General features: G+C 69.5%; 18 protein-coding genes. 10 read left to right on the top strand and 8 right to left on the bottom strand.

The annotated features are described in order from the left end of the window. Positions 1-38: 38 nt before the first annotated feature. The 3 genes from MUY14_RS10330 to MUY14_RS10320 are packed head-to-tail and all read right to left on the bottom strand — an operon-like array spanning position 39 to position 5,327. Positions 39-3,032, bottom strand: a complete 2,994-nt coding sequence (locus tag MUY14_RS10330; protein WP_247022732.1) for a hypothetical protein — start codon at positions 3,030-3,032, stop codon at positions 39-41. 1 nt (position 3,033) lies between these two features. Continuing rightward, positions 3,034-4,038 carry a hypothetical protein gene (locus MUY14_RS10325; protein WP_247022731.1) on the bottom strand — a complete coding sequence of 335 codons (1,005 nt, stop codon included), beginning with the start codon at positions 4,036-4,038 and terminating at the stop codon, positions 3,034-3,036. Continuing rightward, positions 4,035-5,327, bottom strand: a complete 1,293-nt coding sequence (locus tag MUY14_RS10320; protein WP_247022730.1) for a hypothetical protein — start codon at positions 5,325-5,327, stop codon at positions 4,035-4,037. Before MUY14_RS10320 ends, MUY14_RS10325 begins: the two co-directional genes overlap by 4 nt. Before the next feature lie 241 nt (positions 5,328-5,568). On the opposite strand from MUY14_RS10320, the gene MUY14_RS10310 reads away from it, so the two are divergent. Both MUY14_RS10310 and MUY14_RS10305 read left to right on the top strand, forming a co-directional pair. Further along, positions 5,569-6,180 (top strand): TetR/AcrR family transcriptional regulator, encoded by a 612-nt coding sequence (locus MUY14_RS10310; RefSeq protein ID WP_247022729.1) that lies wholly within the window; start codon positions 5,569-5,571, stop codon positions 6,178-6,180. Between the two features lie 198 nt (positions 6,181-6,378). Continuing rightward, on the top strand, positions 6,379-7,110 hold the full coding sequence (locus MUY14_RS10305; RefSeq protein ID WP_247022728.1) for a dienelactone hydrolase family protein: 732 nt from the start codon (positions 6,379-6,381) through the stop codon (positions 7,108-7,110). 49 nt (positions 7,111-7,159) lie between these two features. Here MUY14_RS10305 and MUY14_RS10300 read toward each other — a convergent pair whose 3' ends face one another. Continuing rightward, entirely contained in the window at positions 7,160-7,921 is a 762-nt protein-coding gene (locus MUY14_RS10300) for a maleylpyruvate isomerase family mycothiol-dependent enzyme (RefSeq protein WP_247022727.1), read from the bottom strand. A gap of 167 nt (positions 7,922-8,088) precedes the next feature. Between MUY14_RS10300 and MUY14_RS10295 the strand changes: the two genes are divergently transcribed. The 5 genes from MUY14_RS10295 (at position 8,089) to MUY14_RS10280 (ending at position 12,848) form a co-directional block, all read left to right on the top strand. Further along, positions 8,089-8,928 (top strand): ABC transporter ATP-binding protein, encoded by an 840-nt coding sequence (locus tag MUY14_RS10295; RefSeq protein ID WP_396126779.1) that lies wholly within the window; start codon positions 8,089-8,091, stop codon positions 8,926-8,928. Between the two features lie 20 nt (positions 8,929-8,948). Continuing rightward, the gene (locus MUY14_RS10290; RefSeq protein ID WP_247022726.1) at positions 8,949-9,926 is read left to right on the top strand and encodes an iron-siderophore ABC transporter substrate-binding protein; all 978 of its coding nucleotides are present in this window, start codon (positions 8,949-8,951) and stop codon (positions 9,924-9,926) included. Between the two features lie 2 nt (positions 9,927-9,928). Continuing rightward, positions 9,929-12,016, top strand: coding sequence for an iron ABC transporter permease (locus tag MUY14_RS10285; protein ID WP_315863266.1), 2,088 nt, complete (start codon positions 9,929-9,931; stop codon positions 12,014-12,016). A 102-nt stretch (positions 12,017-12,118) separates the two neighbouring features. Beyond that, positions 12,119-12,250 carry a hypothetical protein gene (locus MUY14_RS46835; protein ID WP_281506279.1) on the top strand — a complete coding sequence of 44 codons (132 nt, stop codon included), beginning with the start codon at positions 12,119-12,121 and terminating at the stop codon, positions 12,248-12,250. Positions 12,251-12,371: 121 nt separating this feature from the next. Beyond that, positions 12,372-12,848 (top strand): hypothetical protein, encoded by a 477-nt coding sequence (locus MUY14_RS10280; RefSeq protein WP_247022725.1) that lies wholly within the window; start codon positions 12,372-12,374, stop codon positions 12,846-12,848. Positions 12,849-12,857: 9 nt separating this feature from the next. Here the strand turns inward: MUY14_RS10280 and MUY14_RS10275 are convergent, their stop codons facing one another. Further along, a complete protein-coding gene (locus MUY14_RS10275; protein WP_281506329.1) occupies positions 12,858-13,586 on the bottom strand; it encodes an alpha/beta fold hydrolase in 729 nt (242 codons plus the stop codon). Between MUY14_RS10275 and MUY14_RS10270 the strand changes: the two genes are divergently transcribed. Further along, the gene (locus MUY14_RS10270) at positions 13,469-14,191 is read left to right on the top strand and encodes a GntR family transcriptional regulator (RefSeq protein WP_281506328.1); all 723 of its coding nucleotides are present in this window, start codon (positions 13,469-13,471) and stop codon (positions 14,189-14,191) included. The two genes, MUY14_RS10275 and MUY14_RS10270, sit on opposite strands and share 118 nt — an antisense overlap. A gap of 366 nt (positions 14,192-14,557) precedes the next feature. On the opposite strand, the gene MUY14_RS10265 is transcribed toward MUY14_RS10270, so the two are convergent. Further along, the gene (locus tag MUY14_RS10265) at positions 14,558-14,989 is read right to left on the bottom strand and encodes a hypothetical protein (protein ID WP_247025099.1); all 432 of its coding nucleotides are present in this window, start codon (positions 14,987-14,989) and stop codon (positions 14,558-14,560) included. A gap of 1,244 nt (positions 14,990-16,233) precedes the next feature. Further along, the gene (locus tag MUY14_RS10260; protein WP_281506278.1) at positions 16,234-20,325 is read right to left on the bottom strand and encodes a trypsin-like peptidase domain-containing protein; all 4,092 of its coding nucleotides are present in this window, start codon (positions 20,323-20,325) and stop codon (positions 16,234-16,236) included. Between the two features lie 251 nt (positions 20,326-20,576). Here MUY14_RS10260 and MUY14_RS10255 point away from each other — a divergent pair, with 251 nt between their 5' ends. Next, positions 20,577-21,146 (top strand): ATP-binding protein, encoded by a 570-nt coding sequence (locus MUY14_RS10255; RefSeq protein ID WP_247022721.1) that lies wholly within the window; start codon positions 20,577-20,579, stop codon positions 21,144-21,146. 953 nt (positions 21,147-22,099) lie between these two features. Continuing rightward, on the top strand, positions 22,100-23,650 hold the full coding sequence (locus MUY14_RS10250; RefSeq protein ID WP_247022720.1) for a long-chain-fatty-acid--CoA ligase: 1,551 nt from the start codon (positions 22,100-22,102) through the stop codon (positions 23,648-23,650). Here MUY14_RS10250 and MUY14_RS10245 read toward each other — a convergent pair. After that, entirely contained in the window at positions 23,635-24,381 is a 747-nt protein-coding gene (locus MUY14_RS10245) for a GntR family transcriptional regulator (protein WP_247022719.1), read from the bottom strand. The genes MUY14_RS10250 and MUY14_RS10245 overlap by 16 nt on opposite strands. Positions 24,382-24,422: the final 41 nt, after the last annotated feature.

The following is a 24,422-nucleotide window of genomic DNA, read 5'->3' as shown; positions in this document are numbered from 1 at the left end:
CGCAGCTCGGCGACCGGGCCACCCGCCACCGACCACGATCACCAGGCCTGCCCGTCATCGGAAGCATCGAGACAGGTCACCCCCGCCCAAAAGACCGGCGAACACGCCGACTCCGGCCGCTCACGCCACCGCGCGAGCCGGGAGCGCTGCCACGCGCACAGCTCGGCCACCGGATCATCGCCGCCGAGCGCGGTGTCGACCGCGATCACCAGCTCGGCCATCGGGTCCGCGCCGGGCACCGCCGCCGACGTCGGGAGCGCCCATACCGTCGCGGCCACCAGGTTCGCTCCGGCCGCGACCGCCGCGAGCAGCACGCCGAACGGCTCGGGCAGGCCGAAGTCGCTTGCGCTGGCGCAGCCGATCAGCGCCACCCGTGCCGGCATCGCGGCCACTCCGGACAGGGCGAGGTCGGCGGCGGTGAACGGGCGGTGCGCCCCGATCGGGTCCGCCGTGCCGGGCAGTTCGGCCGGGCAGGACAGGTGCAGCGCCGTCTGTGCGCCGTGCTCGTCGCGGACCAGGCTGACGTGCCCGGCGAACACCAGCCGCGAACACGGCTCGGCCAGCAGCCGGGCGAGCAGCCGCCGGTCGGTGTCGGTGCGGCGGACCAGGTCGAGCCCGCGCTCGGCCGCCGGCCGGACCGGACCGGCAGCGAGCCGCGCGTCCAGGTGGCGGATCAGCGGCGACGCCGGCTCCTGCTTGCCGAGCACCGAACCCAGCTCCCCGAACGCGCTCTGGCCGGGGATCCGCGGGTCGAGCACGTACACCGGCGGCCCCTCGGCGGCGCGCGGCAGGCGGCGCGGGATCCCGGCGGGCGCGAGCAGGGAGACGTCGGCGATGTCGAGGACACGCTCGTCGCCGTCGAAGCACGTGCCTTCCTCGCCCGGTTCCAGCACATGGTCCGGACGGCGGTCGGGCAGGGCGAGCAGGCCCCACGGCACCGCGGCGAGGCTGGGCGAGGGCTGCACGCGCAGGAGCGGACGCCGGCCACCCGCGGCAGCCGCCCGCAGCCGCGCGACGAGGTCGGCGGGCAGCAGGTTGAGCGCGAGCACCCGGGCCAGGCGCTGTTCGCCCGCGAAGCCACCGAAGGCGTCCGCACCCAGGGAGCGCCGGACGGCGTCGGCGACGCTCTCCCCCGCGCGCGGGGTCGGCGAGGCGGCGGCCAGGACCTCGCAAGCCGTCGCGACCAGTGCGGCGCCGATCGGGTGGACGTGCACGGTGCCGAGGTCCCCGGTGGTCCGCCAGCTGAGGTGGGTGTGGCCCGCGTCGGCGTAACGCAGGAGGAACGTCTCGCGCCCGGGCTCCGCGGCGGGCCACGTCGTGACGGGTCCGGCGGCCGGGCGGGGCGAGCCGTACCGCTCGGCGGCGACGTCGAGCCAGCGGTCGAGCTCCATCGGCGAGTCCGGCGACCAGCGCAGCGCGGGCGGCGGGGCGAGCCGCAGCGGCAGCGACGCTGTGACCGAACCCAGCGCGGCCAGCGGAAGCCCGGCGGCGGGCGGGGCCGGCTCGGGGACGGGCAGAGTGCCGGTCAGGTCGAGCGTGGGTGCCCCGGTGCCGGTGTACGCGCCGACCGCGCAGGTGCGCTCGATCAGCTCCGCGGCCAGCCTCGGCTCCTTCAGCCGGGCCAGCAGTGTCATCAGCAGTTCGGTCGCCGGGCCCGCGACGTCGCGGGCCCACGCCGTGCGCGCCCGCGGCGACGCGAACTCGAAGCGGTAGTCCGCCGCCGCCAGCGCCACCGGGAGCAGCAGATCCAGCACCGCAGGCAGGTCCTCGCCGCGGGCGAAGCCGATCGTCGCCGCCACGAAGTCGGTGTGCAGGCGCTGCAGCCACTCCCCGGACGCCCGCGCGCGCGTCACGTGCTCCTCCGCCGTCGCCCAGTCCCCCTCGGCGGCCGCGCACCGGGCCAGCGCGACGTCGAGCCGGCGCAGGCCCGGCGTGTCGCCGTTGGCCCTCCAGAGCTGCCCGGCGTGCTCGAACTGGTCGCGAGCCTGGCGGGGGTCGCCCGCGAGCAGCAGGAGCGTGCCCAGCGCGTGGCTCGCCTCCGCCACGTCACCGGTCGCGCCGGTGGCCGCGAGGGCGTCGCGGGCGGCGACGATCGCCGCGACCGCGCCCGGGAAGTCGCCGCCCAGCGCGCGGTCCGCGGCGAGGTCGATGGCGAACTTCGCGCCTTCGTGCTGGGCGTCGAGCCGGACCAGGTCGGCCCGCGCGTCCGCGTTCTCGCCGCCGGCTCGGCGGAGGCGGGCGCGTTCGGCGCGCGCCATCACCTGCAGCGACACGACCTGGTCGCGGGCTCCGCCGGGGAGGGTTTCGAGCGCGGCGAGGATTTCTTCGAGCGCGGCCAGCGCGCCGGCCGGGTCACCCGCCGCCACCTGGACGCGCACGTCGAGGATGCGCAGCTCCAGCTCGTCGGTACCGTGCGGGTCGAGCAGCTCGGGCGGGTACTGCCCCGGCCCGGCCGCCTTGCGCAGCGCCGCCCGGTGCCGCTGGCCCGCGATCAATTCGCGGGCGCGGCCGACGTCACCCTCCTCTGTGGACAATGAGATCAGCACGCGGTCGGCGACCTCACGGGATCCTTCGACCATCCGCAGCTCGGCGTACTGTCCGAAGTGGACGGCCGCGGCCGCGCTCACCGGGAAGGCGGCCAGCACGGCCTCGGCGCACTGCCGGGCGGTGCGCAGGTCACCCGCGGCGTAGCGGAGGGTCGCCAGATCGCTGACGGCGGCCAGTTCGAGGTCGGTCCGGTCGAGCCGCTGCGCGAACTGCCGCAACCGGGCGTATTCCTGGTGCGCGCCCGCGAAGTCCCGCGCCGCGGCGAGCCCCTTCGCCCGCTGCTGGGCCTCGGAGGCGTCGCCGAGCAGCTGCCGGTACTCGGCTTCGGTGAGCGAGCACGCCGGCAATTCGCCGTACGGCGCCGGGTCGAGGCCGAAGTGCCGCGCCACGCACCGGCAGTTGTAGCCGTGCGAGCCGGCCCCCGCCAGTTCGGCGGGCAGCGGCCGGTCCGGCGGGTTGAGCGGCGGCGGCAGGCCGACGAGCACGTCAGAACTCCTCACCGTCGGCCGCGACCGCTGCCCGCTCGGCCAGCGTCCGGGCTTCCGGCGGCACCGCCTCGCGGGCCCGGACGAGCGCGACCACGTCGGCCCGGTCTTCCCGCGTCGTCCCGATGATGCCCTCGGCCGTCACGCCGACGACGAGTCCGATGTGGACATCGCCGGTCAGGTCCGCCGCACCGGCGAAGTACCCGGCACCCAGCCGCAAGGGGACTTCCGCGACGACCTCGCCGTCACGGGTGGCGAACGCCGTGAGGGCCGCATCGGCGAAAGCTCCGGCGACCTCGACTTCCAGCCGGGTGGCGGTCGGCGCGGCGACGATCCGCCAGGTCACGGTGTCCTCCGCGGCGTCGAGGATCCCCGGCGGCACCCGGGCCCAGTCGACGCTCGTCCGGCCTCCGGCCACGATCCCTTCCGCGGACAGGCTTCCTGAGGAACCCGCGGCCAGGGCGTACGCCCGCTGTCCCGGCGAGACGGCGGCGGCCAGTCCGGCCGCGGCTTCGGCGCGCACGACGTCGTCCCGGTCGTCGAACCAGGCGGACAGCCGATGGCACAGGTCCCGGACTTCGCCGGGAACCGCGGTTGCCGCGAGTCCTTCCGCGGCGGCGTCGAACAGCTCCCCCGGCGTGGCCTCGAAGCCGTCGAGCACGCCTTCGGCCACGGCCGTCGTCGCGACGGCGGTTTCCAGGTCCAGCAGCGCCGGGTCCAGGGACGGCACGCCGAGGACCGGGCTCGCGGGCCACCACCGGCGGGCCCACAGGAGCAGCGCGAGCGCGGCCAGTTCCGGCCGCGCCGGCACCTCGACGTGCCCGGCGGTGAGGGCCGCGAGCGTGTGCTCTTCGCCGACGAGCCGCGTCAGCCACGGTTCCGCGGCGGCGGCGTCGCTCAGCTCGACGCGCATCGTCGCGGGCGCCCCGGCGAGCAGGTCGGCCAGCGCGAACCGGATGAGGCCGCCGTCCGCCGCGACGACGGGGGTGTGCACCGGGTGCGTCACGACACGGCCTCCAGGTCCGGCAGCCGGGCCACGAGCGCGCGGCGCACCTTCGTCCGCAGGTCCAGCGAGGTGGAGCGGACGACGCCGGTGACGAGGTCCCGGACGTCGCCGGCGCCGGCCGGGAGCTCGCCGCGGACGTCGAAGCCGTGCAGCCGGATCCACAGCCGGCCGAGGAACTGCTTGGCGAACTCCCGCAGGTCGCGCACGAGCTCGGGGTCCGGCCGCGGGGTGAGCGGCGTGGTGCCGGCCAGCGCCCGGCGGGCGTGCAGCACGTACCCCTCGCGCGCGACCTGGGCGGTGAGCTGCCGGGCGAACGCGGACGCACCGGGCGCACCACCGTCGAGCGGCCGCAGCGCGGGCGCGAGGACGACGCCGAGCGCGAAGCAGGTGGCCAGCGCGGGCAGGCCGAGCCCGAACCCGGCGGCGGCGCGGGCGAGCTCGTCGTCGACCAGGGTGTGCACGCCACCGCGTTCGTCCGCGGGAAGCCGCCGCAGGGTGGCACGCACCCGGCGTTCGACACTGCGTTCGAGCAGCTCGGGCCCGGTTTCGTCGCGGCGCCGCAGCGGGGGCACGGCGGTGCGATCGCCGCGCTGCAGCCCGAGTTCCGGCGAACCGGGGACCGCTTCGACGCCGCCGGGACGCCGCAAAGCGAGTCCCAGGGCGTGCCCGGCGGCGGAGCCTTCGAGCGCGCGCCAGGCGTCGTCGCCGAGGTCGTCCGCGAAGGCGTCGAGCAGCGCCACGGCGGCTTCGGGCGCGAGAACGGGATCGGTCCCGTCCTGCCAGTGCCGCTGAAGCCGGGTCGTGAGGCCGGCCGCCACCCGGGGATCGGCCAGGTACGCGGCGAGCCGCGCGACGCCGGCTTCCTCGCCGTCGCCGTGCAGCTCGCGCAGTGCGGCCGCGGCGGTCTCCGGCGCGTCCGGCCCGGGTGCGCCGGACCCGGTCGCCAGTTCGTAGGCCAGGGGGAAGCAGACGTCCTGGACGTCGCCGGCGGTGATGCGCAGGGCCCGCCGCTGCCGCTTGAGGTGCGTGAACCACGCGGCGGTCGCCCGCAACCGCGGGGCGTCGGCGACGACCAGCGCGGTCAGCTCCGCCGCCTCGGCCGGTTCGAGCAGCGGCCGCCCCAGCCGCGGCCGCGCGGCGGTGCGCACGACCAGCGGATCGATGATCTTCTTGACGGTGCGCGTCAGCGGCCCGCCGTCAGCGGCCGACAGGACTTCGACCCCGGGAATGCCGGCCCAAGCGGCGGCGAGCACGGCCGACCGCAGCCGCGCACCCCCCGATCCGGCCACCGCCACCCCCTCGCTCTCCCCGTACTTTACGAGACGGCGACGGCGGCCGGTCCACGACGAGGCGCCGCGGCTGCTGCCGGCTGTGGAAGTCCTGTCCCGTCTTGCGGCCCGCCTCGCCCGCGGCCACCTCGTCCCGCAGCAGCCGCGACGGCGCGAACCGCTCGCCCGGCGTCTCGTGCGGGTACTCCGGGATCGCCGTCCGGACGTCCGGTCCGGCGGTGGCCCTTGCGAGAATGGCGGCATGGCCGACACCGCGACGAACCGGACCGCCCGGCGCGGCAGGCCCGGGTACGACCTGGAATCCCTGCTGCGCGTGGCGGTTTCGGCGTTCACCGAACGCGGCTTCGACGGCACCAGCATGGAAGACCTCTCCCGCAAGCTCGGCATTTCGAAGTCGGCGATCTACCACCACGTGCCGAGCAAGGACGAGCTGCTGCGCCTGGCGGTGAACCGCGCCCTCGACGGCCTCTTCGCCGAAGCGGCCGCGCTGGCCGGGTTCGAGGGCCGTGCCGTCGACCAGCTCGAACACCTCGTGCGCGCGAGCGTCGGCGTCCTGGTCGACCAGCTCCCGTTCGTGACGCTGCTCCTGCGCATCCGCGGCAACACCAAGGTGGAACGCGCGGCGCTGGCCCGCCGCAAGGAGTTCGACGGGATCGTCGCGGACCTGGTGACCCGGGCGGCCGCGGACGGTGACCTGCGCCCCGACATCGACCCGGACGTCTCGGCGCGGCTGCTGTTCGGCATGGTCAACTCGATCGCGGAGTGGTACCGCCCGCGCGGCGGCACTTCGCCACCGGCGATCGCGGACGCGGTCGTCGCGGTGGCGTTCGACGGGCTGCGCCGCCACCCCTGACCGGCGAACGTGACCGACGGCGCGGTCGTAAACCGGTGGCGGCGCGCGATGGCCGCTGCTACCTTCCCGGGGACCGTGCGAGAGACCGAGGAGGTGGTACCCGTGAACCAGACGACGTGGGTGCTCTCCTCCGGGGTCACGGTCGGGCGATAGGTCGCCCGGGAGCGCCGTTCAGCAGCTCTCCCGGAAGGCACGACCATGCACTTCACCTCGGAAAAACACCTCGGCGACGGCGTCCTCGAGCGCGGATTCACCCTCGGCGACGTCCCCGGCATCCTGTGGACGCCCGAGTCCCCGGCCGGACCGGTTCCGCTGATCCTGCTCGGCCACCCCGGCGGCCTGGGGAAGATGTACCCGCGGCTGGCGGCCCGGGCCCGGCACTCCGTCGCCGACGGGTACGCCGCGGCCACCATCGAGCTGCCCGGCAGCGGCGACCGGCCCCGGCTCCCCGCCGTCGACGAAGCCCGCGTCGAGCTGCGTCAGGCGCTGGCGGCCGGCGAGCCGGTCGGCGACGAGATCGTCGAGCGGCTCATCTTCCCGCTGGTCGACCAGGCCGTGCCGGAATGGCGGGCCACGCTCGACGCCCTCCTCGCACAGCCCGGGATCGACGGCCCGGTCGGCTTCGCCGGCGGCGTGCTCGCCATCGCCGTCCGGCTGGCGCTGGTCGAGCCGCGCATCGCGGCCGCCGTCCTGTTCGCCGGGAGTTTCGTGCCGCGCCGCATGATCGAGGAGGCCCGGCAGCTCACCACCCCGTTGCTGGTCCTGCTGCAGTGGGACGACGAAGGCAACGACCGGCAGCTGGCGCTCGACCTCTTCGACGCCTTCGGCGCCAAGGAGAAGACGTTGCACGCCAACACGGGCGGCCACACCGGCGTCCCGGCCTTCGAGGGCGACGACGGGAGCCGCTTCTTCGCCCGGCACCTGAAGTGAGCCGGCGGGACGCCAGGCTCCCCGGCCTGGCGTCCCCTGGGTCAGCCCATCAGAAACCGGGAAACACGCGGCGCAGATCGTCGAGCGTGACGGCACCTTCGACGGTGACACCCTGGTCGTACGGCGCCTTCAGCCGGCCGCTCAGCAGCCGGACGAAGGCTTCCGCCGGCCCGTCGAACGTCGCGGACGGCGCCTCGAGGTGCGGTACGACGGTGACGGCGTCATCGATCACGAGACCGCCGCCCGGCACCCCGACGGAGACCGGGTTCGCCAGCTCGGCCGGCTTCGCGAGAAAGCTCAGCATGAAGCCGACGGGCCCGGCGAGGAGGTCGAGGAGCACCTCGGCCGAGCCGGCTTCCACCCGCGCGTCCGGGTCCACGCCCACGCGCACGTCCCAGGAGTGGTTGGCCACCTCGCTGAGCCGCATCCCGAGCGCGGTCACCAGCGGCACCGGCTCCGGCAGGAACCCCAGGTCGACGGTCAGCGACGAACGCTGCTCGGGCGTGAGCGCCTCGACCGTTTCGACCCAGCGCCCGTTGTGCTCCAGGAAGCCCTCGGCCTGCGCGCGCGGCGTGGACGAGTCCCAGCGGGCCCAGATCGTCTGGTTGTCTTCGGCGTCGACGGTCTCCCCGGCGGCCCGGCGAATCGGCGCGAGGCCGATCTCGGCCCCGCTGCCGAGGTGCGAAAGCGCCTGCGCGACGGTCCATTCCGCGGCACCGCTGGTACCGGCCAGCTGCTCGTCGGTGAGCGTACGAGTGAGTTCGGCCAGCACGTCGTGCTCGGCCCGGAGAGCGGCGATCGTGCGATCCACGAGTTGATCCATGCCCAGCTCAACTCCCGGACCGGCCCGGGTGTTCCACCGATCACCGCCAGCGATGCGAGGCCGGGCAGCCCGGCTTTCGTATCTCCCCGATCACCGCCCGTTATGTGCCGATCGACACCTTTGCAGTTAGGTAAGCCTGACCTTATTGTTCTCGCGTGCCCCACGTCCCCCACCCCGCCGACACCGGTGTCGACGCCCGCGAGATCGATGTCGCCTACGGCAGCGACGTCGTCGTCCGCGCCGCCTCCCTCTCCCTGCGCGCCGGTACCGTCACCGCGCTGATCGGCCCGAACGGCAGCGGGAAGTCGACGCTGCTGCGCGCGCTGGCGCGGCTGCACCCGCCGGTCGCCGGGTCCGTCACCTTCGCCGATGGCGCGGACCTGCGTGCACTGTCCGGAAAGGACATCGCCAAGCGGATCACCCTGCTGTCGCAGCAGCGGACCGCGCCGGGTGGCGTGTGCGTGCGGGAGCTCGTCGAGTTCGGCAGGCACCCGCACCGGTCGCGCTGGGGCGGGCGCGACCCCGAGGGACCCGCCGCCGTCGAGCGGGCGCTGGAGCTGACCGGGCTGGCCGGCCTCGCCGAGCGGCCGGTGCAGGCCCTCTCCGGCGGGCAGGCGCAGCGGGTGTGGCTCGCGAGCTGCCTGGCCCAGGACACCGCGCTGCTGCTGCTCGACGAACCCACGACCTTCCTCGACCTGCGCTACCAGGTCGAAATCCTCGACGTCGTCCGCGACCTCGCCGACCGGCACGGCGTCGGGGTCGGCGTGGTGCTGCACGACCTCGACCAGGCCGCGGCGGTCGCCGACCGGGTGCTGCTGCTCGAGGGCGGCCGGGTCACCGCCGAAGGCTCCCCCGCCGACGTGCTGACCCCGGCGCACCTCAGCCGTGCCTACGGCATCCGCGTGGACGTCGCGCTCGACCCGGCCGACGGGCGGATCCACGCCCGCGCCGTGGGCCGCTTCAACGACACCGCTGCGCGGACCGCGTCGGTCTGACCCATCGAAACAGGAGAACCATGCGCATCACCCGGATGATCCTCGGCCTGACCGCGGCCGCCACGTTCTTCGTGGCCGCCTGCGGCACCACCGAGGAGCCCACGAGCAACGCGGCCGCCACGGGCGAAGCCGGCCCCGTCACGGTCGTCGACTCGCGCGGCAAGGAGGTCAAGCTGCCCCACCCGGCCAAGCGCGTCGCGGCAACCGAGTGGAACGGCGTCGAGCACCTCGTCTCGCTCGGGGTCATGCCGGTCGGCGTGTCCGACATCAAGGGTTACGGCCAGTGGGTGAGCGCCGGCAAGCTCGACGGCACCCCGAAGGACATCGGCACCCGCGGCGAACCGAGCCTCGACACGCTCGGCTCGCTGGGGCTGGACCTCGTGATCGTCACCGACAGCGTGACCGAGGGCGCGCTGGAGCAGATCGAGGCGAAGGTGCCCGTGATCGTCATCAAGGGCGGCAACGCCCAGGACCCGATCGCCGGGATGTACGCCGGCTTGGACGTGATCGCGAAGGCCACCGGCACCGAAACCAAGGCCGCGCAGCTGAAGTCCGAGTTCGACCAGAAGCTCACGACCGGCCGCGCCGAGGTCGGGAAGCTGGGCGCGCTCGGCCAGAAGGTCGCGTTCTCCGACGCCTACGTCACGTCCGGCTCGGTCAGCATCCGGCCCTACACCAAGGGCGCGCTGGTGTCCGCCGTGTTCGGCAAGCTCGGCCTCGAAACCGCGTGGCCGATGGCGGGCGACCCCGCCTACGGCCTCGCGCAGGCCGACGTCGAGGGCCTGACCCAGCTGCCCGACGTCCGGTTCTGGTACATCGCCAACAACGCCGACGGCGACCCGTACCAGCAGGAGCTGGCGAACAACGCGATCTGGAAGAACCTCCCGTTCGTCAAGAGCGGCAAGGTGCACCGCTTCCCGGACTCCCTCTGGATGTTCGGCGGCCCGAAGTCCATGGAGCAGTTCGTCGACGCGGCCGTCGGCGCGCTGAAGAACTAGCGGTGCTCACCCTGACCAAGCCCGGCCCGCCCGCGGTCCGCCGCCGCGGGCGGGCGGCGCTGCTCGGCACCGGGCTCGCCGCCCTGCTCCTGCTCGGTTCGGCGGTGCACCTGACGCAGGGCACCGCGAGCGTCGACGCGCTCGACGTGCTGCGGCTGCTGTTCCGCGGCGCGTCCGGCGACACCACCGCGGTCGTCGTCGAGTCGCGGCTGCCGCGGCTGCTCTCGGCGTTGCTGGTCGGCGCCGCGCTCGGCGTGGCCGGCTCGGTGCTGCAGTCGGTGTCGCGCAACATCTTGGCGTCGCCGGACACCCTGGCCGTCAACGCCGGGGCGCACCTCTCGGTCGTCGCCGTCGCGGCGTTCGGCGTCTCGCTGCCCCTGCTGGGCGCGGCCGGCGTCGCGTTCGCGGGCGGGCTGGCCGCGGCGGTGTTCGTGCTCGCGCTGTCCGGCACCGGCGGGACCGGGATCGTGCGGCTGGTGCTCGCGGGCACCGCGATCGCGCTGGCGCTGATCTCGGTGACCCAGGTCCTCCTGCTGCTGTACGCCCAGGAAACCCGCGGCCTGTTCGCCTGGGGCGAGGGCTCGCTGGAGCAGAACGGGCTCGCCGGGGTCCGCACGCTCGGCCCGCTCGTCGGCCTGGCGCTGGCCGCGCTGCTCGGCCTGGCCCGGCGGCTCGACCTGGTCCACGTCGGCGACGACCACGCCCGGACGCTGGGTGTCCACGTCGGACGGGTCCGCTTCGCCGCGATCGGGCTGGCCGTGCTGCTGGCCGCGGCGGCGGTGACCCTGGCCGGTCCCATCGGTTTCGTCGGCCTGGCCGCACCCGCGCTGGCCCGGCTGCTCGCGCCGGTCGTGCCGGGCCTGCACCGGCACGCGGCGCTGATCCCGTTCTCCGCGGCGCTGGGCGCGGTGCTCCTGCTCGGTGCCGACGTGCTGCTGCGCGCGATCATCAGCCCGCAGCGCGCCCTGGAAGTGCCGACCGGCGTCGTGACGACGATCCTCGGCGCGATCTTCCTCATCGTGCTGGCCCGCACCGCCCGGATCACCTCGGCGACCGCCGAACCCCCGGCGGCGGGCGCGCGAAGCGGCGTCAGCGCGATCCGGTACCGGGTGGTGCTGGTCGTGCTCGCGCTCGCGACGGTCGGCGTCGCCGTGGGCGCGGTCCTGCTCGGGGACGCGAAACTGCTGCTGGGCGACGTCGTCAACTGGCTGAGCGGCCAGGCGGGCCCGCTCGTCACCGGCGTGCTGGACACCCGCGTACCGCGTGTGGTCGCCGCGCTCCTCGCGGGCGCGGCGCTGGCGCTGGGCGGCGCGCTCACCCAGGCCGTCGCCCGCAACCCGCTGGCCGAACCGGGGATGATCGGGGTCGTCGGCGGCGCGGGCCTCGGCGCGGTCACCGTGATCACGCTCGTGTCCGGGGTCGGGTTCTGGACCCTGACCGGCGCCGCGGGCCTGGGTGCCGCCCTCGCGATGGCCGTGGTCTTCGCGGTGGCGGCCCGGGGCGGTTTCACGAGCGAACGCCTGGTGCTGATCGGCTTCGGCGTGCACGCGGCGACGCAGGCAGTGGTGACGCTGCTGATCACGCTGTCCGACCCGTGGAACGAGACCAAGGCGCTGACCTGGCTGGGCGGCTCGACCTACGGCCGGACCCTGACCCACCTCGTGCCGATGGCGCTGGTGCTGGTGCTCACGGCGCCCGTGCTGGTCCGCATGCGGCGCGAGCTCGACCTGCTGGCGCTGGACGACGAGACACCGCGGGTGCTGGGCGTGCCGGTCGTCCGGTCACGCTTGCTGCTGCTCACGTGCGCCGTGCTGCTGACCGGCGCGGCCGTCGCCGGGATCGGGGTGCTCACGTTCGTCGGGCTGGTCGCCCCGCACGCGGCACGCGCGATCGTGGGCAGCCGGCATTCCCGGCTGCTGCCGGCCGCGGCGCTGCTGGGGGCGATCCTGGTCTGCGTGGCGGACACCGTGGGCCGCACGGTCATCGCTCCCGGCCAGCTCCCGGCCGGGTTGATGACCGCGATCATCGGCGCGCCGTACTTCGTGTGGCTCCTCTACCGGCACCGCCGTGGTTCAGCCCTTTCCCGGTGACCGGCAGCAGAAACCGGCAACCGCGGCTACGCGGCCAGAACCGGCGCCGGGCGGTCCCGGCATGACCGTCCACTTCGGACGCCGCCTCGCGGTGGCGGTTCCTTGCCAGACCCTCCTGCTGACGAAAACGCGACCGGGAAGATCTACCGGTACCCGGTGAACGCGGCGTTCGGCGGGCCGGACGGCAAGACGTCGTACCTCACGTCGGGCACCCCTTCGAGCGGAAAGCGGTGATTTCGGGCTGTCCAGCGTCCGGGAACGTCCCCGGCCGGCCGCACTAAACCGCGGGGCGGCGGAAGGCGTGTGCGACACCGACACCCCGGACCAGCCGGGGCTCGGCAAGAGGAGCACACCGATGTCGTTCCGCAGAATCGCGGCGGCCGCAGGGCTCGCGCTCACCGTGGCGCTGTCCGTGGCCACGCCGGCTTCCGCTGCCCCGGTCAGTGGCGTCGCACCGGCGTCGGCCGCCGTCTCACCGGTGTGCTCCGGCACCGGGGGGTGGGGCAAGATCGCGTACCAGGTTTGCGTCCGGTACAACTGCGACCACGACAGCTGCCTGGACCGCGGCTACCTCGGCCTGGTGAACCGGGCCACCAGCGCTCGCACGGTCCACTGGGAGCTGGAGACGTCCCTCTACTTCGACGGCACAGAGCCCATCTACGACGACAGCGGCAGCATCACCCTGGCGGCGGGCGAGCAGCGGACAATCTTCGCCCGTCTCACGTACCAGACCCCGTGCGGCTCCAGGACCCGCGAGTGGCTCAAGATCCAGTACGACAGCGCCGGCTGGAGCCCGGCGATCAGCGTGTCGACGGTGATGCCCTGCGTCTGACGGCGGGGTTCAACCGGCGACGACTTCCCGGACCGTCGCCAAGACTTCGTCCGGGTGGTCGAGGTGGACGCTGTGCGTCGCGCCCGGCCAGCTCACCAGCTGCGCGCCGAACGCCGTCGCCAGGCGTTCGTGCGCGCGGTGGACCGCGTGGTCCGGTTTGCGGTCCGCCGTCACCACCACCGACGGGAGGCGCGGGAGGTCGGACTCGCGCAGGTCGCGGGCCAGGTCGGTGACGCCGCGGACCGCGCGGACCAGCGTCGGGATGTCGAGGTCCGCCGTGCGCTCGAGGGCGGCTTGGCAGTCCGGGCGCAGGTCGCGGCCGGTGCGCAGGGCCGTCGTGCGGAGGGCTTTGGCGAGCACCTGACGCAAACCCGGCACCGCCGACAGCCGGCCGAGAACCCTCATCGTGCGTTCCAGGCCCGCACAGACCTTGGCGTCGTTGATCGGGGTCGGGTCGAGCAGGACGCCGACGGCGCCGCCGAGGCTCTGGCCGACCACCACGACCGGACCGAGGCCGAGCCGTTCGACGAGCGAGCCGAGGTACGCCGCGGCTCCGGCCAGTGAGCCATCCACAGTGGACGTCCCGGTGCCCGGCCGGTCGTGCAGGATCACGCGGGCGCCTGGATCGGCCACCAGCCCCTCGGGCAGGCCGGGGAAGAAGCCGTCGCAGCCTTCGGCGCCGCCGGGGAGCAGCAGCACGGGCTGGCCGGACTCGCCGCGAACCTGGACTCCGTCGATCTCCATGCCACGCCCGCTTCAGCGAGGAACACCTGGCGGCCCGCTTCGACGTGGGCCGCCACACCGTCCGTTCGGCGCTGCGGCTGCTGGCCGACCGCGGCCTGCTGCGCCACGAACGCCACCGCGGGGCGGTCGTCGCGCCGCTGAGCCGGGCGCGCATCGACGAGATCTTCGACTACCGCAAGGTCCTCGAGCTCGGCGCGCTGCGCATGGCCCTGGACCGGGGCGCGGACCTGACCCCGGTCGTCACGGAGGTGGAACGCCTCGAAGCACTGGCCGAGCGGACCCCACGGCCGTCGTGGCGTAAGCTGACGGAGGTCCACGGCGCGTTCCACCGCGCGATCGTCACGGCGGCGGGCAACGACCAGGTGCTCGACAGCTACCACCGCTGCGAAGACGAGGTCCGCCTCCTGCTGGCCTTCGTCCGCCCCGACTTCGACGCGGCGACGATGGCGGCGATCCACCGCCGCCTGGCGGTCAAGCTCAGCATCGGCGGCGAGGCCGCGACGGACGCCTTGACGGAGGACATCGACCAGACGGGCCGAGCCGCCTTGCTGACGGCGCTGCGCCGGGCGGAGGAAAGCGCACACCGCCTCGGCCGGTGAACGCGCTGGCGGGCGGTCGAAAGCCGGATAGCAGCGCCGATCCGGGTTGCCGATGACTTAACAGCTGATGTACGGCGACAACCAATCTCTTCAGTCTCCGGCAGACCCATTACTCGCGTCGTCGACTCCTTATGCCAGGACCTGTACACCCGCACCGGTACAACGAAGTGCTGCGCAGCGGCGCCATAGCGCATGTTCCCCGCCCCTTCCAGCTCCGCGCCGCTACCGATCACGCGCAACCCCAGCGTTCCGCCCACTTGCCGCCGAGGAAGAGCGCACGACCGACGGCGCGTGCGCGCCCGGTCCGCCGCACGCACCGATCCTGCCGTGATCGTGAGCAGGTGGCCGCTGTGGCGCTCGGACGCACTAGCGGTCCGCGCACCCTGCGTGGTCGTGCGTACCACAGCCAGCATCTTGAACGGCCCGGGGGCGAAACCCAGGTGCAGCGTCACCGAGGTTTGTCACGTGGTACCGGGTTTCGACTGTCGATGTCGTCGCACTCCGCGGAGCTGTCGAATTGTCATTCGCCGACGGGGTCAAATGTCCGGGTTCGACGTCCTCATGGTCGAGCGAGCCCACCGCAGGCTTCGCACCAATGCCGCCGTAGAAGCCGATCTTGAGCCCACGTGAGTGCACATAGTCCACCCGACCCGGAAGGCCGGACGGGCACGACGCTCGAGCGGGGAGATTGCCATCGGCGTCGCGCCGGTCTGCCTGCCGACAGTCGCCGCGTATGACGTACTCGTACCCAGCAGCACGCAGCCCGGAGGTGACCAGCTGATCCGCAGCGGCTTTCACGGCACCCACGCCGTCCTGCTAGACGCAGTGGGGTATCTCAGATCCTCAGCGGAGATCTTTCACCTGGAAACCGGATCGGGAGACGTATCGACCGCCGCAGAGACGGCGGTGACCAGCAAAAAAAAAGGGGGGTAGCACAGACGGGATTCTTCGCATTGTTCCCCACAAAAAGCGACAAGACTCCTTGTATCACTCCACCGCGCAACGGAGTCAAGGTCAACAGGAGTACTCTCCGCGAGGCGGCTACGAGCCGCTCCAGGTTAATCGGAGACGCGTCATCACTCCACGAAACCCGGGTCGATGGTCAACTTCTCGTTCACCATCAAGCATTCGATGATTCGCCCGACCCTCCCTCTAAGGTATGGCGCGCAATGGCGACGGTCTGACCTTGCCCACCCGAACCCCGGACCGTAATATAAACTATAATTTCATTGCGATCGAACAATTCGCCCCGAGGGCCAGACGATACAGCAAACGAGTACTTACCCGACCCTTCATATCCGGATCCGTGTTCCACGAAGTTGTCGAGCGACGCCAGAAAGCTAGTACGCTCATCCGTCTGCACTCTGACCCGAAAGGCGGATGACGGCAACCCACTAACACCAAACCCGCTCTGATCAGTAACGGAGACTGCGATCAGAATCACTTGACGAAATTCTGCGGAGCCGTAAGTGCTACTCCACTGAATGACCGCGGCGACGATCAACCTGCCCATATCTCCACCTGTCCACGTATACCATTCGGGCATCCCCGCGCGTAGTATGCTACTACTGACGTCCAACCTTGGGAGATCCGAGCGTGATCACGAACTCGGTCGTGTGAACCGAGATGACCTCGCTCGAATGCCAAGACCGAGGCAGCTGCAAGATCCGCCATCCCGGGTGGCCCAAGCCCCGCGAAGTGCGAACACTCGAGTCCTCGCCATCCGGGAGAGTGGCCGGGGTTGACCTCTCGCGACCCGTCGGCAGAGACTCAGCGCGTTAAAGTGACGGGTTCCCTACCACCGCGGAACGAAACGTGCCCTTGGACCAGTTAGCGCAGCATGTCCAGGAGGCAGGAGCAGGGAGCAGGCTTCGGCAAGCCCGCAGCTACCTACGCAGGAAGTGGGCTGCTGCGTCAGCCAGCAAAGGGCCCACCGCGCATCGTTCCACCAACCCGCCGTCGCAACCATGATCCGCGAGCAGAGCTAAGCCACGCTAATCACCGCGCTGTCCCGGTCACCGGTACCGGCAATGGCTTAATAGTCACAGCTCACCCAGATCCAGAACGGCTACACCAATAGAGAGTCCGAGGCAAAGTGCCCGGTCGTCGACATCGACCGCGAGTACCCTGTGATGCATCGGGATAGCAAGGATGCACGAGCCTGTCGCAGGATTCCAGATGCGCACCATCTGATCGTCACCGGCGCTTGCAAGCAGGAGGCGCCCGCGATACGAAAAAGCGCCCACAAAGTTCACTGCTGCCCCGTGCCCCGCGAGAAGCATCCGCTGCTCACCCGAAGCAAGATCCCACAACCTAACAGTCTCATCAGCACCACCACTGACAACGAAACTGCCACCCGCCGACTCATACACACAAACACTATTCACAGCAGCCTCATGCCCCACAAGAAGCATCCGCTGCTCACCCGAAGCAAGATCCCACAACCTAACAGTCTCATCAGCACCACCACTGACAACGAAACTGCCACCCGCCGACTCATACACACAAACACTATTCACAGCAGCCTCATGCCCCACAAGAAGCATCCGCTGCTCACCCGAAGCAAGATCCCACAACCTAACAGTCTCATCAGCACCACCACTGACAACGAAACTGCCACCCGCCGACTCATACACACAAACACTATTCACAGCAGCCTCATGCCCCACAAGAAGCATCCGCTGCTCACCCGAAGCAAGATCCCACAACCTAACAGTCTCATCAGCACCACCACTGACAACGAAACTGCCACCCGCCGACTCATACACACAAACACTATTCACAGCAGCCTCATGCCCCACAAGAAGCATCCCCTGCTCACCCGAAGCAGAGTCCCTCACAGAAATCGTGCCACTACCACTGGCAGCGATGACAGATTCTTCACCACCCGGCCCCCGCACCCGGCACACACTTCGCACCCACCCCTGGAAACCTTCGAAAACTACGCGCTGCAAGCCGTCGACCGGGTCCCACACACGAACCGTCTGGTCGTCGCTACCACTAGCCAGCAGCGTCTCACCGGACGGCAATGAGACCGAGCACACACCTCGAGCCCATCCTTGATGGCCGGCCAGCAACCAAAGCTGTTCCCCGCTGGCGCAATCCCACACACGCACAGTTTGGTCGTCTCCAGCGCTTGCCACGAACTCCCGCCCAAAAACCGAAAACGAGCAGACGGATCTCACCCAGCCCCGATGTCCCTCCATGACCATGATCTGTTCACCGTTCCGCAAATCCCAAAGCCGTACGGTGCCATCCGAACTTGCGCTTACAACAACAGGACGGTCGCTCACCGACGCGAAGCAAACAGCTCGAACCCAGCCTTGGTGGCCTTCCAGCACCATTCGCTGTTCACCGCTTACCGCATCCCAAATGCGTACCGTCTGATCGTCGCCACCGGTAGCGACGATTGGGTCCCCCTGATCCATAGCTGAACACACGGCCCGCACCCAACCCACGTGCCCGGTCAGCACCGTCCGCAACCCGGCGCCGACCGGGTCCCAAATTCGAACCGTCTGATCAGAACTGGCACTGGCGAGAAGGACCTCCCCGTCGCCCAATACGACTGAACACAGGCTACTCACCCGACCCTCGTGACCCTGCAGGATGAGCACCGGCTGTCCGGTCAACGGATTCCAGATGCGAACAGTTCGATCATCGCCACCGCTTGCCACCAAATGTTCGCCACCGATGGCTATCGAGCACACTCCTCGAACCCAGCCTTCATGGCCATAAAGAGCCGCCACCTGTCGTCCGGTGCCAGGATCCCATATGCACACCACCTGGTCGGCACCAGCACTGGCGATGAGCTCTCGGCCAGCCTGAACTTCGACGGCACAAACGCCATTTACCGCACCTTGATGCCCGGAGGAACCAACACCGATGTCGACAGATTCTTCCCGCGCCTGCGCCCAGCGAGCTACGTAGGGCGCATTCGGTTCGCCGGCCCGGAATCCCGTACGCAGATGTTCTACCACATCCGTGACACTATATAGCGCGGCTCGCTCACGACTCGGCGCCGAGGAAGCCTCCTGAGTCAGCCCGAGTAGTTGAGCCCGACGCCTCGCCTTTACCGTCTGCGCGCTTCCGCCTGCTTGGATCAGCCGCCATATATCCGCATGAAGAAGATAGGCGTCGTCCGCGAGAAGGTCATCGATGACTCCACCCGATGCCGCGTGCTGCGGAAGTGATCGCAGCAAGTACTTCGGGGCGTTCGACCATCCTATCCGCCGCCCAAGAAAAGCCATTTTCTCCGCGATCGCACGGTCGTCGACATTTTTCGAAGTCGTTCGCCCTCGAATCATCAGCAGAGTTTCATTGAGGGCTTCATGAAACAGTCGAAACGACGGATCTTCCTCACCTATGCTCGACTCCACCAGGAAATTTGCCGCGGAAGACCTCACGAACTTCCTGAGCGAGCGCTCGCTCACAACCTCCGCATACAGAGCTTCGACGACTGCACTCCAGCTGGTAGTCGTCAATCCGGGAGCCTCCGCAAAGGCCAGTCCAGCGAGAACATTCGACGCGCTGACGCCGTCGACATCCGCCATTCGATCAAGGTACTCAACGAGCGCCGACTCGACGGTTTGGTTCACAGAAATTTCTTTTGGATCAACTGCTTCTTGATCGTACAGTCCACGACTGCGCGCAATCAGTCCCGCAATGAGGAAGTTGGTTCCGGCGAGCTCTGCGATGCGTTCAGCAACCGGGACAGCAATACCTTCCAAAAAGTAGGGCCCATCAATTCGCTCGTCACCATCCAGCTGAAGACAAGCCAAAGAATACGACACCAAATCTTGTCTCTCAAAATATTCTTCACTATCTAGATTGATAATAGCTGCCGCATTACCGAGTGCGTCGATCAGAGAACCATCCTCATCACTTCCGCGAGTTCCAACAACTACTTGGACACCGCGGGCTGCACACGTCTGCGAAAGCGGCAGTACCACATCTCGAAGGATCGATCTCGCCTGTCCCGAACTTTCAGCCTCGTCAAGAGCATCGATTATCACATTGAACCGCGGCCGATGTCGGGAATCGAGGACATCACTCAAAGAAGGCGCAAGATCCGTCGCCATACTTGGCAATGCCGCCGCAGCAGCTCGAGCAATTTCCGTCGCGACCTCGAGCGCCGACTTTCCCTTTGCATGGACAGCACAAGCGACCGATCCAAGAGGGGCACGAAGTGCATCATCAGAAACTGGCAAACTGGCACGAATTGCTTGATCTGAAGTTGTGACGACCCTGCCGAGAACTGCGGACTTTCCCACCCCGGGCGAACCGGTCACGACGAGCACACGTCGGTCTGGCGCAGGTCGGTCAAGCCACCGTGAGATTGTTTCGAGAGCAGCCGTTCGACCACGGAATCTGTAGCCTTTTTCACTGTCAATACTGACACCTCGAGCTCGCGGCCGCCAGTGCCGCACGCCCTCCGGGTCAGCAGACAAACTCCAGCCCCACGCCGCCATGGCTATGTCGCCGGCTACGCCCGCCGTCCAAGCGGAAAGTTCCGCGATACCTCGCCCCGGAAATATCTTGTCCACCTGCAGGAGAGTAAGAGCGCGACCGTCACCGTTCCCGTGCGCCTGGCCGACCAGCCCGACAACCGCGTCATAGTCCGGCGACCACAACCCACCACCGCTGAAACCCGGCCGAACCAGATATCGGGAAGCCGTATCAATTCTGATCCAACCATACCCCAGCGCCGAGCCGACTTTTCCAAACGCGCTATCCCCAAACGGGTCACCCTCAGGGAAACCAAAGGCCCACCAGTTCGTATCAACAAGATCCGATGACCGAGCGCAACGCAAACGAGCCGCATCGACGCCAACAGGAACTTTTGTTTCGAGCTCGAGCAACGCGACATCTTGCATGCTGTCACGGCCAGTTTCGACGCTCAAAACTCGCAGACGCGAAGAGCTCTCGGAGCTGTCGAGGCGGGGAAAAGCGACCCACAAATCCGACGACGACTCTGAGACATGGCTGTTGATGACCACATGTGCACACGTGAGCACCCGACGTTCGTCGATGACCACTCCCGCGCCAAGCGGCTGAAAGTCTGTTGCCGACGAGTGAATCGCCGCGACCCAAGTGTCAGTTTCTGGCCCCGGACGCGGTGAGGTACTAGCGCTCACGACAAACTCTATCCACTATTTGAAGCAATAGGTTAATCGGCAACACGACCACCGGCACGCGCCTCATAGAGCCCTCCTCGGCCATCCCGGCTAATTGTACTACCATCTTTTTCTCGGCGCCACACGGCAACCCAAGCTGTCTCAGTTCGAGCACCGAGTCAGCCCCGGCCGACGGAAACGTTGAGATTACTTTATGCTAGACTACCGCAAGTGCAATCGCTTTATCGGACTTCAAAGAGGGGCAATCCGCAGTGACCGACAATGAGCCCAAGATTATCGCTTTCATCGGCGCGGGCTGCGTGGGCAAGACGACTCTGTTCGAAGCGTACCGAACGAGATTCGCAGGCGACGACCGCGTCAGCTTTGCAGCCGAAGCAGCTAAGCAGTACTTTTCAACTCACGAAATCCCTGACGAAGACCGTTTTATGGCGCCCGCGCAAGGCGAAATCCAGGCGATGGCCATGAGCGCCGAGCAAGAGGCTTACCAGCGCGGCCAGCTTGTATTCACCGATCGATGCGTAATCGACTACCCGATTTACGTCAGCGCAATGGGAGACGCCAACGGTTCTCTGGAACTCATGAGGCGAGCTCAACCCTGGATGCACAAGTATCTTCGGATATATCTGCTCGACCCGGCCGGAATTCAGTTCAAGCAAACCACCGAGCGTCGAGAGAATGCCGAGACGCGAGCTATGCTCCATCGCGAGTATTTGTCTTACCTTCGCCGCCACAACATTTCATACCGACTCTTGATAGGCTCTGTCGAGAAAAGAATGAGTATCGTGGATTCCGAGTTGAAAGATCTTTCGATAATTGCTTAGTCGACACAGTCTCGCAACATCGACGCGGTCCGTGCGGGCAACTGAAGATCGCATGGGCCAAGCTCGCCATACCGACCAAATCTGCTGCGGTTGTGCGTTTCGTCGAGTCGCAACGACTCGCCCATCTCTTCGCAAACATTTGGAACGAGTACTGCTGCACCCAGCCGGGCGTCCCGAGCGGCAGTTTCGATGACGCACACAATCCGTAGTCGCGGGGTCCGTTCCGGCGAAAAAATCAAGCTCGAGAGCGACTTGGGCGACCGTTTCACCATTGCCAAACGTTCAACGAGCCTGTGCGTCCGGCGGTTTCGAGTCAACCACTTCGCGAGAACCAGGTGGGCACTCGGCCCGGGCCACCGCTCCAGATCGCCGTCGTGCACCCGGCCTCCTTTGCTTGGTAACCCGACGCCGAGTCTACCCGAACCGCCGTCCCACACCGACCTAAATCGTATCGGCGTGCCGGATCGTGTTGCCCGTTCGAGACCAGCAGCCGTTTCGCGCCCTGGACTTGGCGCGCAGCTATCTCCCGCGAGTTCGGGCCCGCGCCGGCTCCTCGGCACCGTGCAAGCCTGCGAGTTGACCGCCCCGGAGAAGCTCGACCAGTGGTGGTCAATCGCCATCGTCAGGGTCTGTTGAACCGGCAGCTTCGGCGCGCCGGTACGGATGGCTCCAGTACGGCTTGGAGCGAAAGTTCCGCAAGGCTCAAAGGGAACTCGACGAGCATTGGCCGGGCGCCCGATCCGGGCGTTGACGTGACTACCGTCCTCGTCCTACCGGCGGTCATCTTCGACATCTGTGTCTCGGTCGACTCACCACCCCGCACAGCGCGATCCCACGTCGAGCCCGGTCGAGCTTCCGTGACACCGCGGCAGAGAACGCGCTGGACCCCCGGCAGGCTCCATGCTAGAAATAGAACCTGTTCCAGTTTTCACCGGCGCCGGGGAGGTCCGTGGATGAGCGTCCCGACGGTGACCGAGCTCCTCCTGGCCCGCGCCGGCGACGAACGCCCGGGCCTGCTCTTCGAAGACCGGACCTGGTCCTGGGCCGAGCACGTCCAAGCCTCCGCACGCCGCGCAAGTGACCTCCGGACGGCACTGGATCGGGACAAACCGCCCCACGTAGGGATTCTCGCCGACAACGTGCCCGCGTTCTCGATCCTCCTCGGCGCCTGCGCCTTCGCCGGGGCGGTGCTCGTCGGCCTCAACCCCACCCGCCGGGGAGACGCACTCGCCCGGGACGTCAAGCTCGCCGACTGCCAGTTCGTGCTCGCCGAACCGAAGTACCGGACCCTCCTCGACGGACTGGACCTCGGGGACATCCGCGTACTGGACCTGGAATCGGGGCTGCCGTCGGCGAACACACCGGCCGAGCCCGTCGCCGCCACCGCCGACGACCTGCTCATGCTGATCTTCACCTCCGGCACCAGCGGCGACCCGAAAGCCGTCCGCTGCACGCACGGCAAGATCGCGTTCCCCGGCGCCATGCTCGCCGACCGCTTCCGGCTGTCCACATCGGACACCGTCTACGTCACGATGCCCATGTTCCACTCCAACGCGATCATGGCGGGCTGGGCGGTCGGGCTCGCGGCAGGCGCCCGGATCGCCCTGCGCCGCCGGTTCTCCGCTTCCGGTTTCCTCCCCGACGTCCGGAAGTTCGGCGCCACCTACGCCAACTACGTCGGCAAGCCACTGTCCTATGTGGTCGCCACTCCCCCGCGTCCGGACGACGCGGACAACCCCCTGCGCCTCGTCTACGGGAACGAAGGGGCGAGCGCCGACCTCGCCGCCTTCGAGAAACGGTTCGGCTGCAAGGTCGTCGACGCGTTCGGGTCCACCGAAGGCGGGGTGGGGTTCGCCCGCACCGACGACACCCCGGCCGGTTCGCTCGGCAGGCCGGCCGGTGACGTCGCCATCCTGCACCCCGACACCGGCCGCCCGTGTCCGCCGGCCGAGTTCGACGGCCGAGGCCGGCTGGTCAACGCCGGCGAGGCCGTCGGAGAGCTGGTCAACACCACCGGTGCGGGCTGGTTCGCCGGGTACTACCGCGATCCCGGCGCCGACGCGGAACGGCTGCGCGACGGCATGTTCCACACCGGTGACCTCGCCTACGCCGACGCCGGTGGGTTCTGCTACTTCGCCGGACGGCTCGGGGACTGGCTCCGCGTCGACGGCGAGAACCTCGGCACCGCGCCGATCGAGCGGATCCTCCTGCGGCACCCCGCGATCACCGACGCCGCCGTCTACGCGGTACCCGATCCGGTGACCGGCGACCGGGTGATGGCCGCCATCGTCACCGACGGCACGCCGCTGGACCCCGCCGGGTTCGGGCGCTTCCTCGCCGGCCAGCCCGACCTCGGGCCCAAGCAGGTACCCGACTACGTGCGCACGGTCCGGGAACTGCCGCGGACGTCGACGTTCAAGGTCGTCAAGCGGCAGCTCTCCGCGGAAGGCACGAACTGCGCCGACGTGTGGGAACGCGCAGGACTCGACTACACCAGCCGGTAGCCCGCGGCCGAAAACTCCGCGGTCAACGCATAGCGGTCGCCGCGCACCAGCGTGTGGCGCCACTCCACCGGGCGGCCGCGGGCGTGGCTGAGCCGGTTGATCGCGAACGCCGCCACGTCGTGCGCGCACGCGAGCTGGACGCGCTCGGCCGCGGTCGGGATCACCGCGCGCACCTCTTCACGGCCGTGGTCGAGCCGCACCCCGGTGCGCCGCGCGAGTTCGGCGTACAGGCCGGTGTGCGTGAAATCGGCCGGCAGCAACGGTTTCGCGAGCGCGGCCGGCAGCCAGACGCGGTCGAGGGCCAGCGGCTCGTCCCCGGCCAGGCGCAGCCGCTCGAGGTAGACCAGCGGCGTCGACGCTTCGAGCTCCAGCCGCTCGGCCACGAGCGCGTCCGCCCGGACGTCGAAGGTGCGCACGACGCTGTGCTGCGAAAGCCCGGCCGCCTCCACCGAGGCGAACAGGCTGTAGAGCGCCCCCAGCGGCTGGGCGATCTCGGCCGGCGGCGCCACCCGGGGCTGGCGGCCCCGCTCGGCGACGATGACCCCGTCCGCGCGCAGCTGCCGCAGCGCCTGCCGCACCGTGCTGCGGCTCACTTCGTACTCCTCGACGAGCGCCAGCTCGCCCGGGAACTGATCGGTGAATTCGCCGGCATCCAGCCTGGTCAGCAGCTCGCGCTGGAGCTGGCGCCAGAGCGGCTCGGAGCCGGCGCGGCTGAGCGTCCGCGGTGGCATGACTTCCTCCCGGCTGGTCGCGGCCGACCCTACCCGTGGCC

This window comes from Amycolatopsis sp. FBCC-B4732, assembly GCF_023008405.1.
Lineage (GTDB): Bacteria > Actinomycetota > Actinomycetes > Mycobacteriales > Pseudonocardiaceae > Amycolatopsis > Amycolatopsis pretoriensis_A.
Note: the sequence above shows the minus strand (reverse complement) of the source record. Positions and strands in the feature narration are given on the sequence as shown.

Excerpts from the sequence above, each read along its gene's own strand:
- MUY14_RS10305 (WP_247022728.1), top strand. The coding sequence starts at position 6,379 with ATGCACTTCACCTCGGAAAAACACCTCGGCGACGGCGTCCTCGAGCGC.
- MUY14_RS10310 (WP_247022729.1), top strand. The coding sequence starts at position 5,569 with ATGGCCGACACCGCGACGAACCGGACCGCCCGGCGCGGCAGGCCCGGG.
- MUY14_RS10280 (WP_247022725.1), top strand. The coding sequence starts at position 12,372 with ATGTCGTTCCGCAGAATCGCGGCGGCCGCAGGGCTCGCGCTCACCGTG.
- MUY14_RS10245 (WP_247022719.1), bottom strand. The coding sequence starts at position 24,381 with ATGCCACCGCGGACGCTCAGCCGCGCCGGCTCCGAGCCGCTCTGGCGC.
- MUY14_RS10250 (WP_247022720.1), top strand. The coding sequence starts at position 22,100 with ATGAGCGTCCCGACGGTGACCGAGCTCCTCCTGGCCCGCGCCGGCGAC.
- MUY14_RS10290 (WP_247022726.1), top strand. The coding sequence starts at position 8,949 with ATGCGCATCACCCGGATGATCCTCGGCCTGACCGCGGCCGCCACGTTC.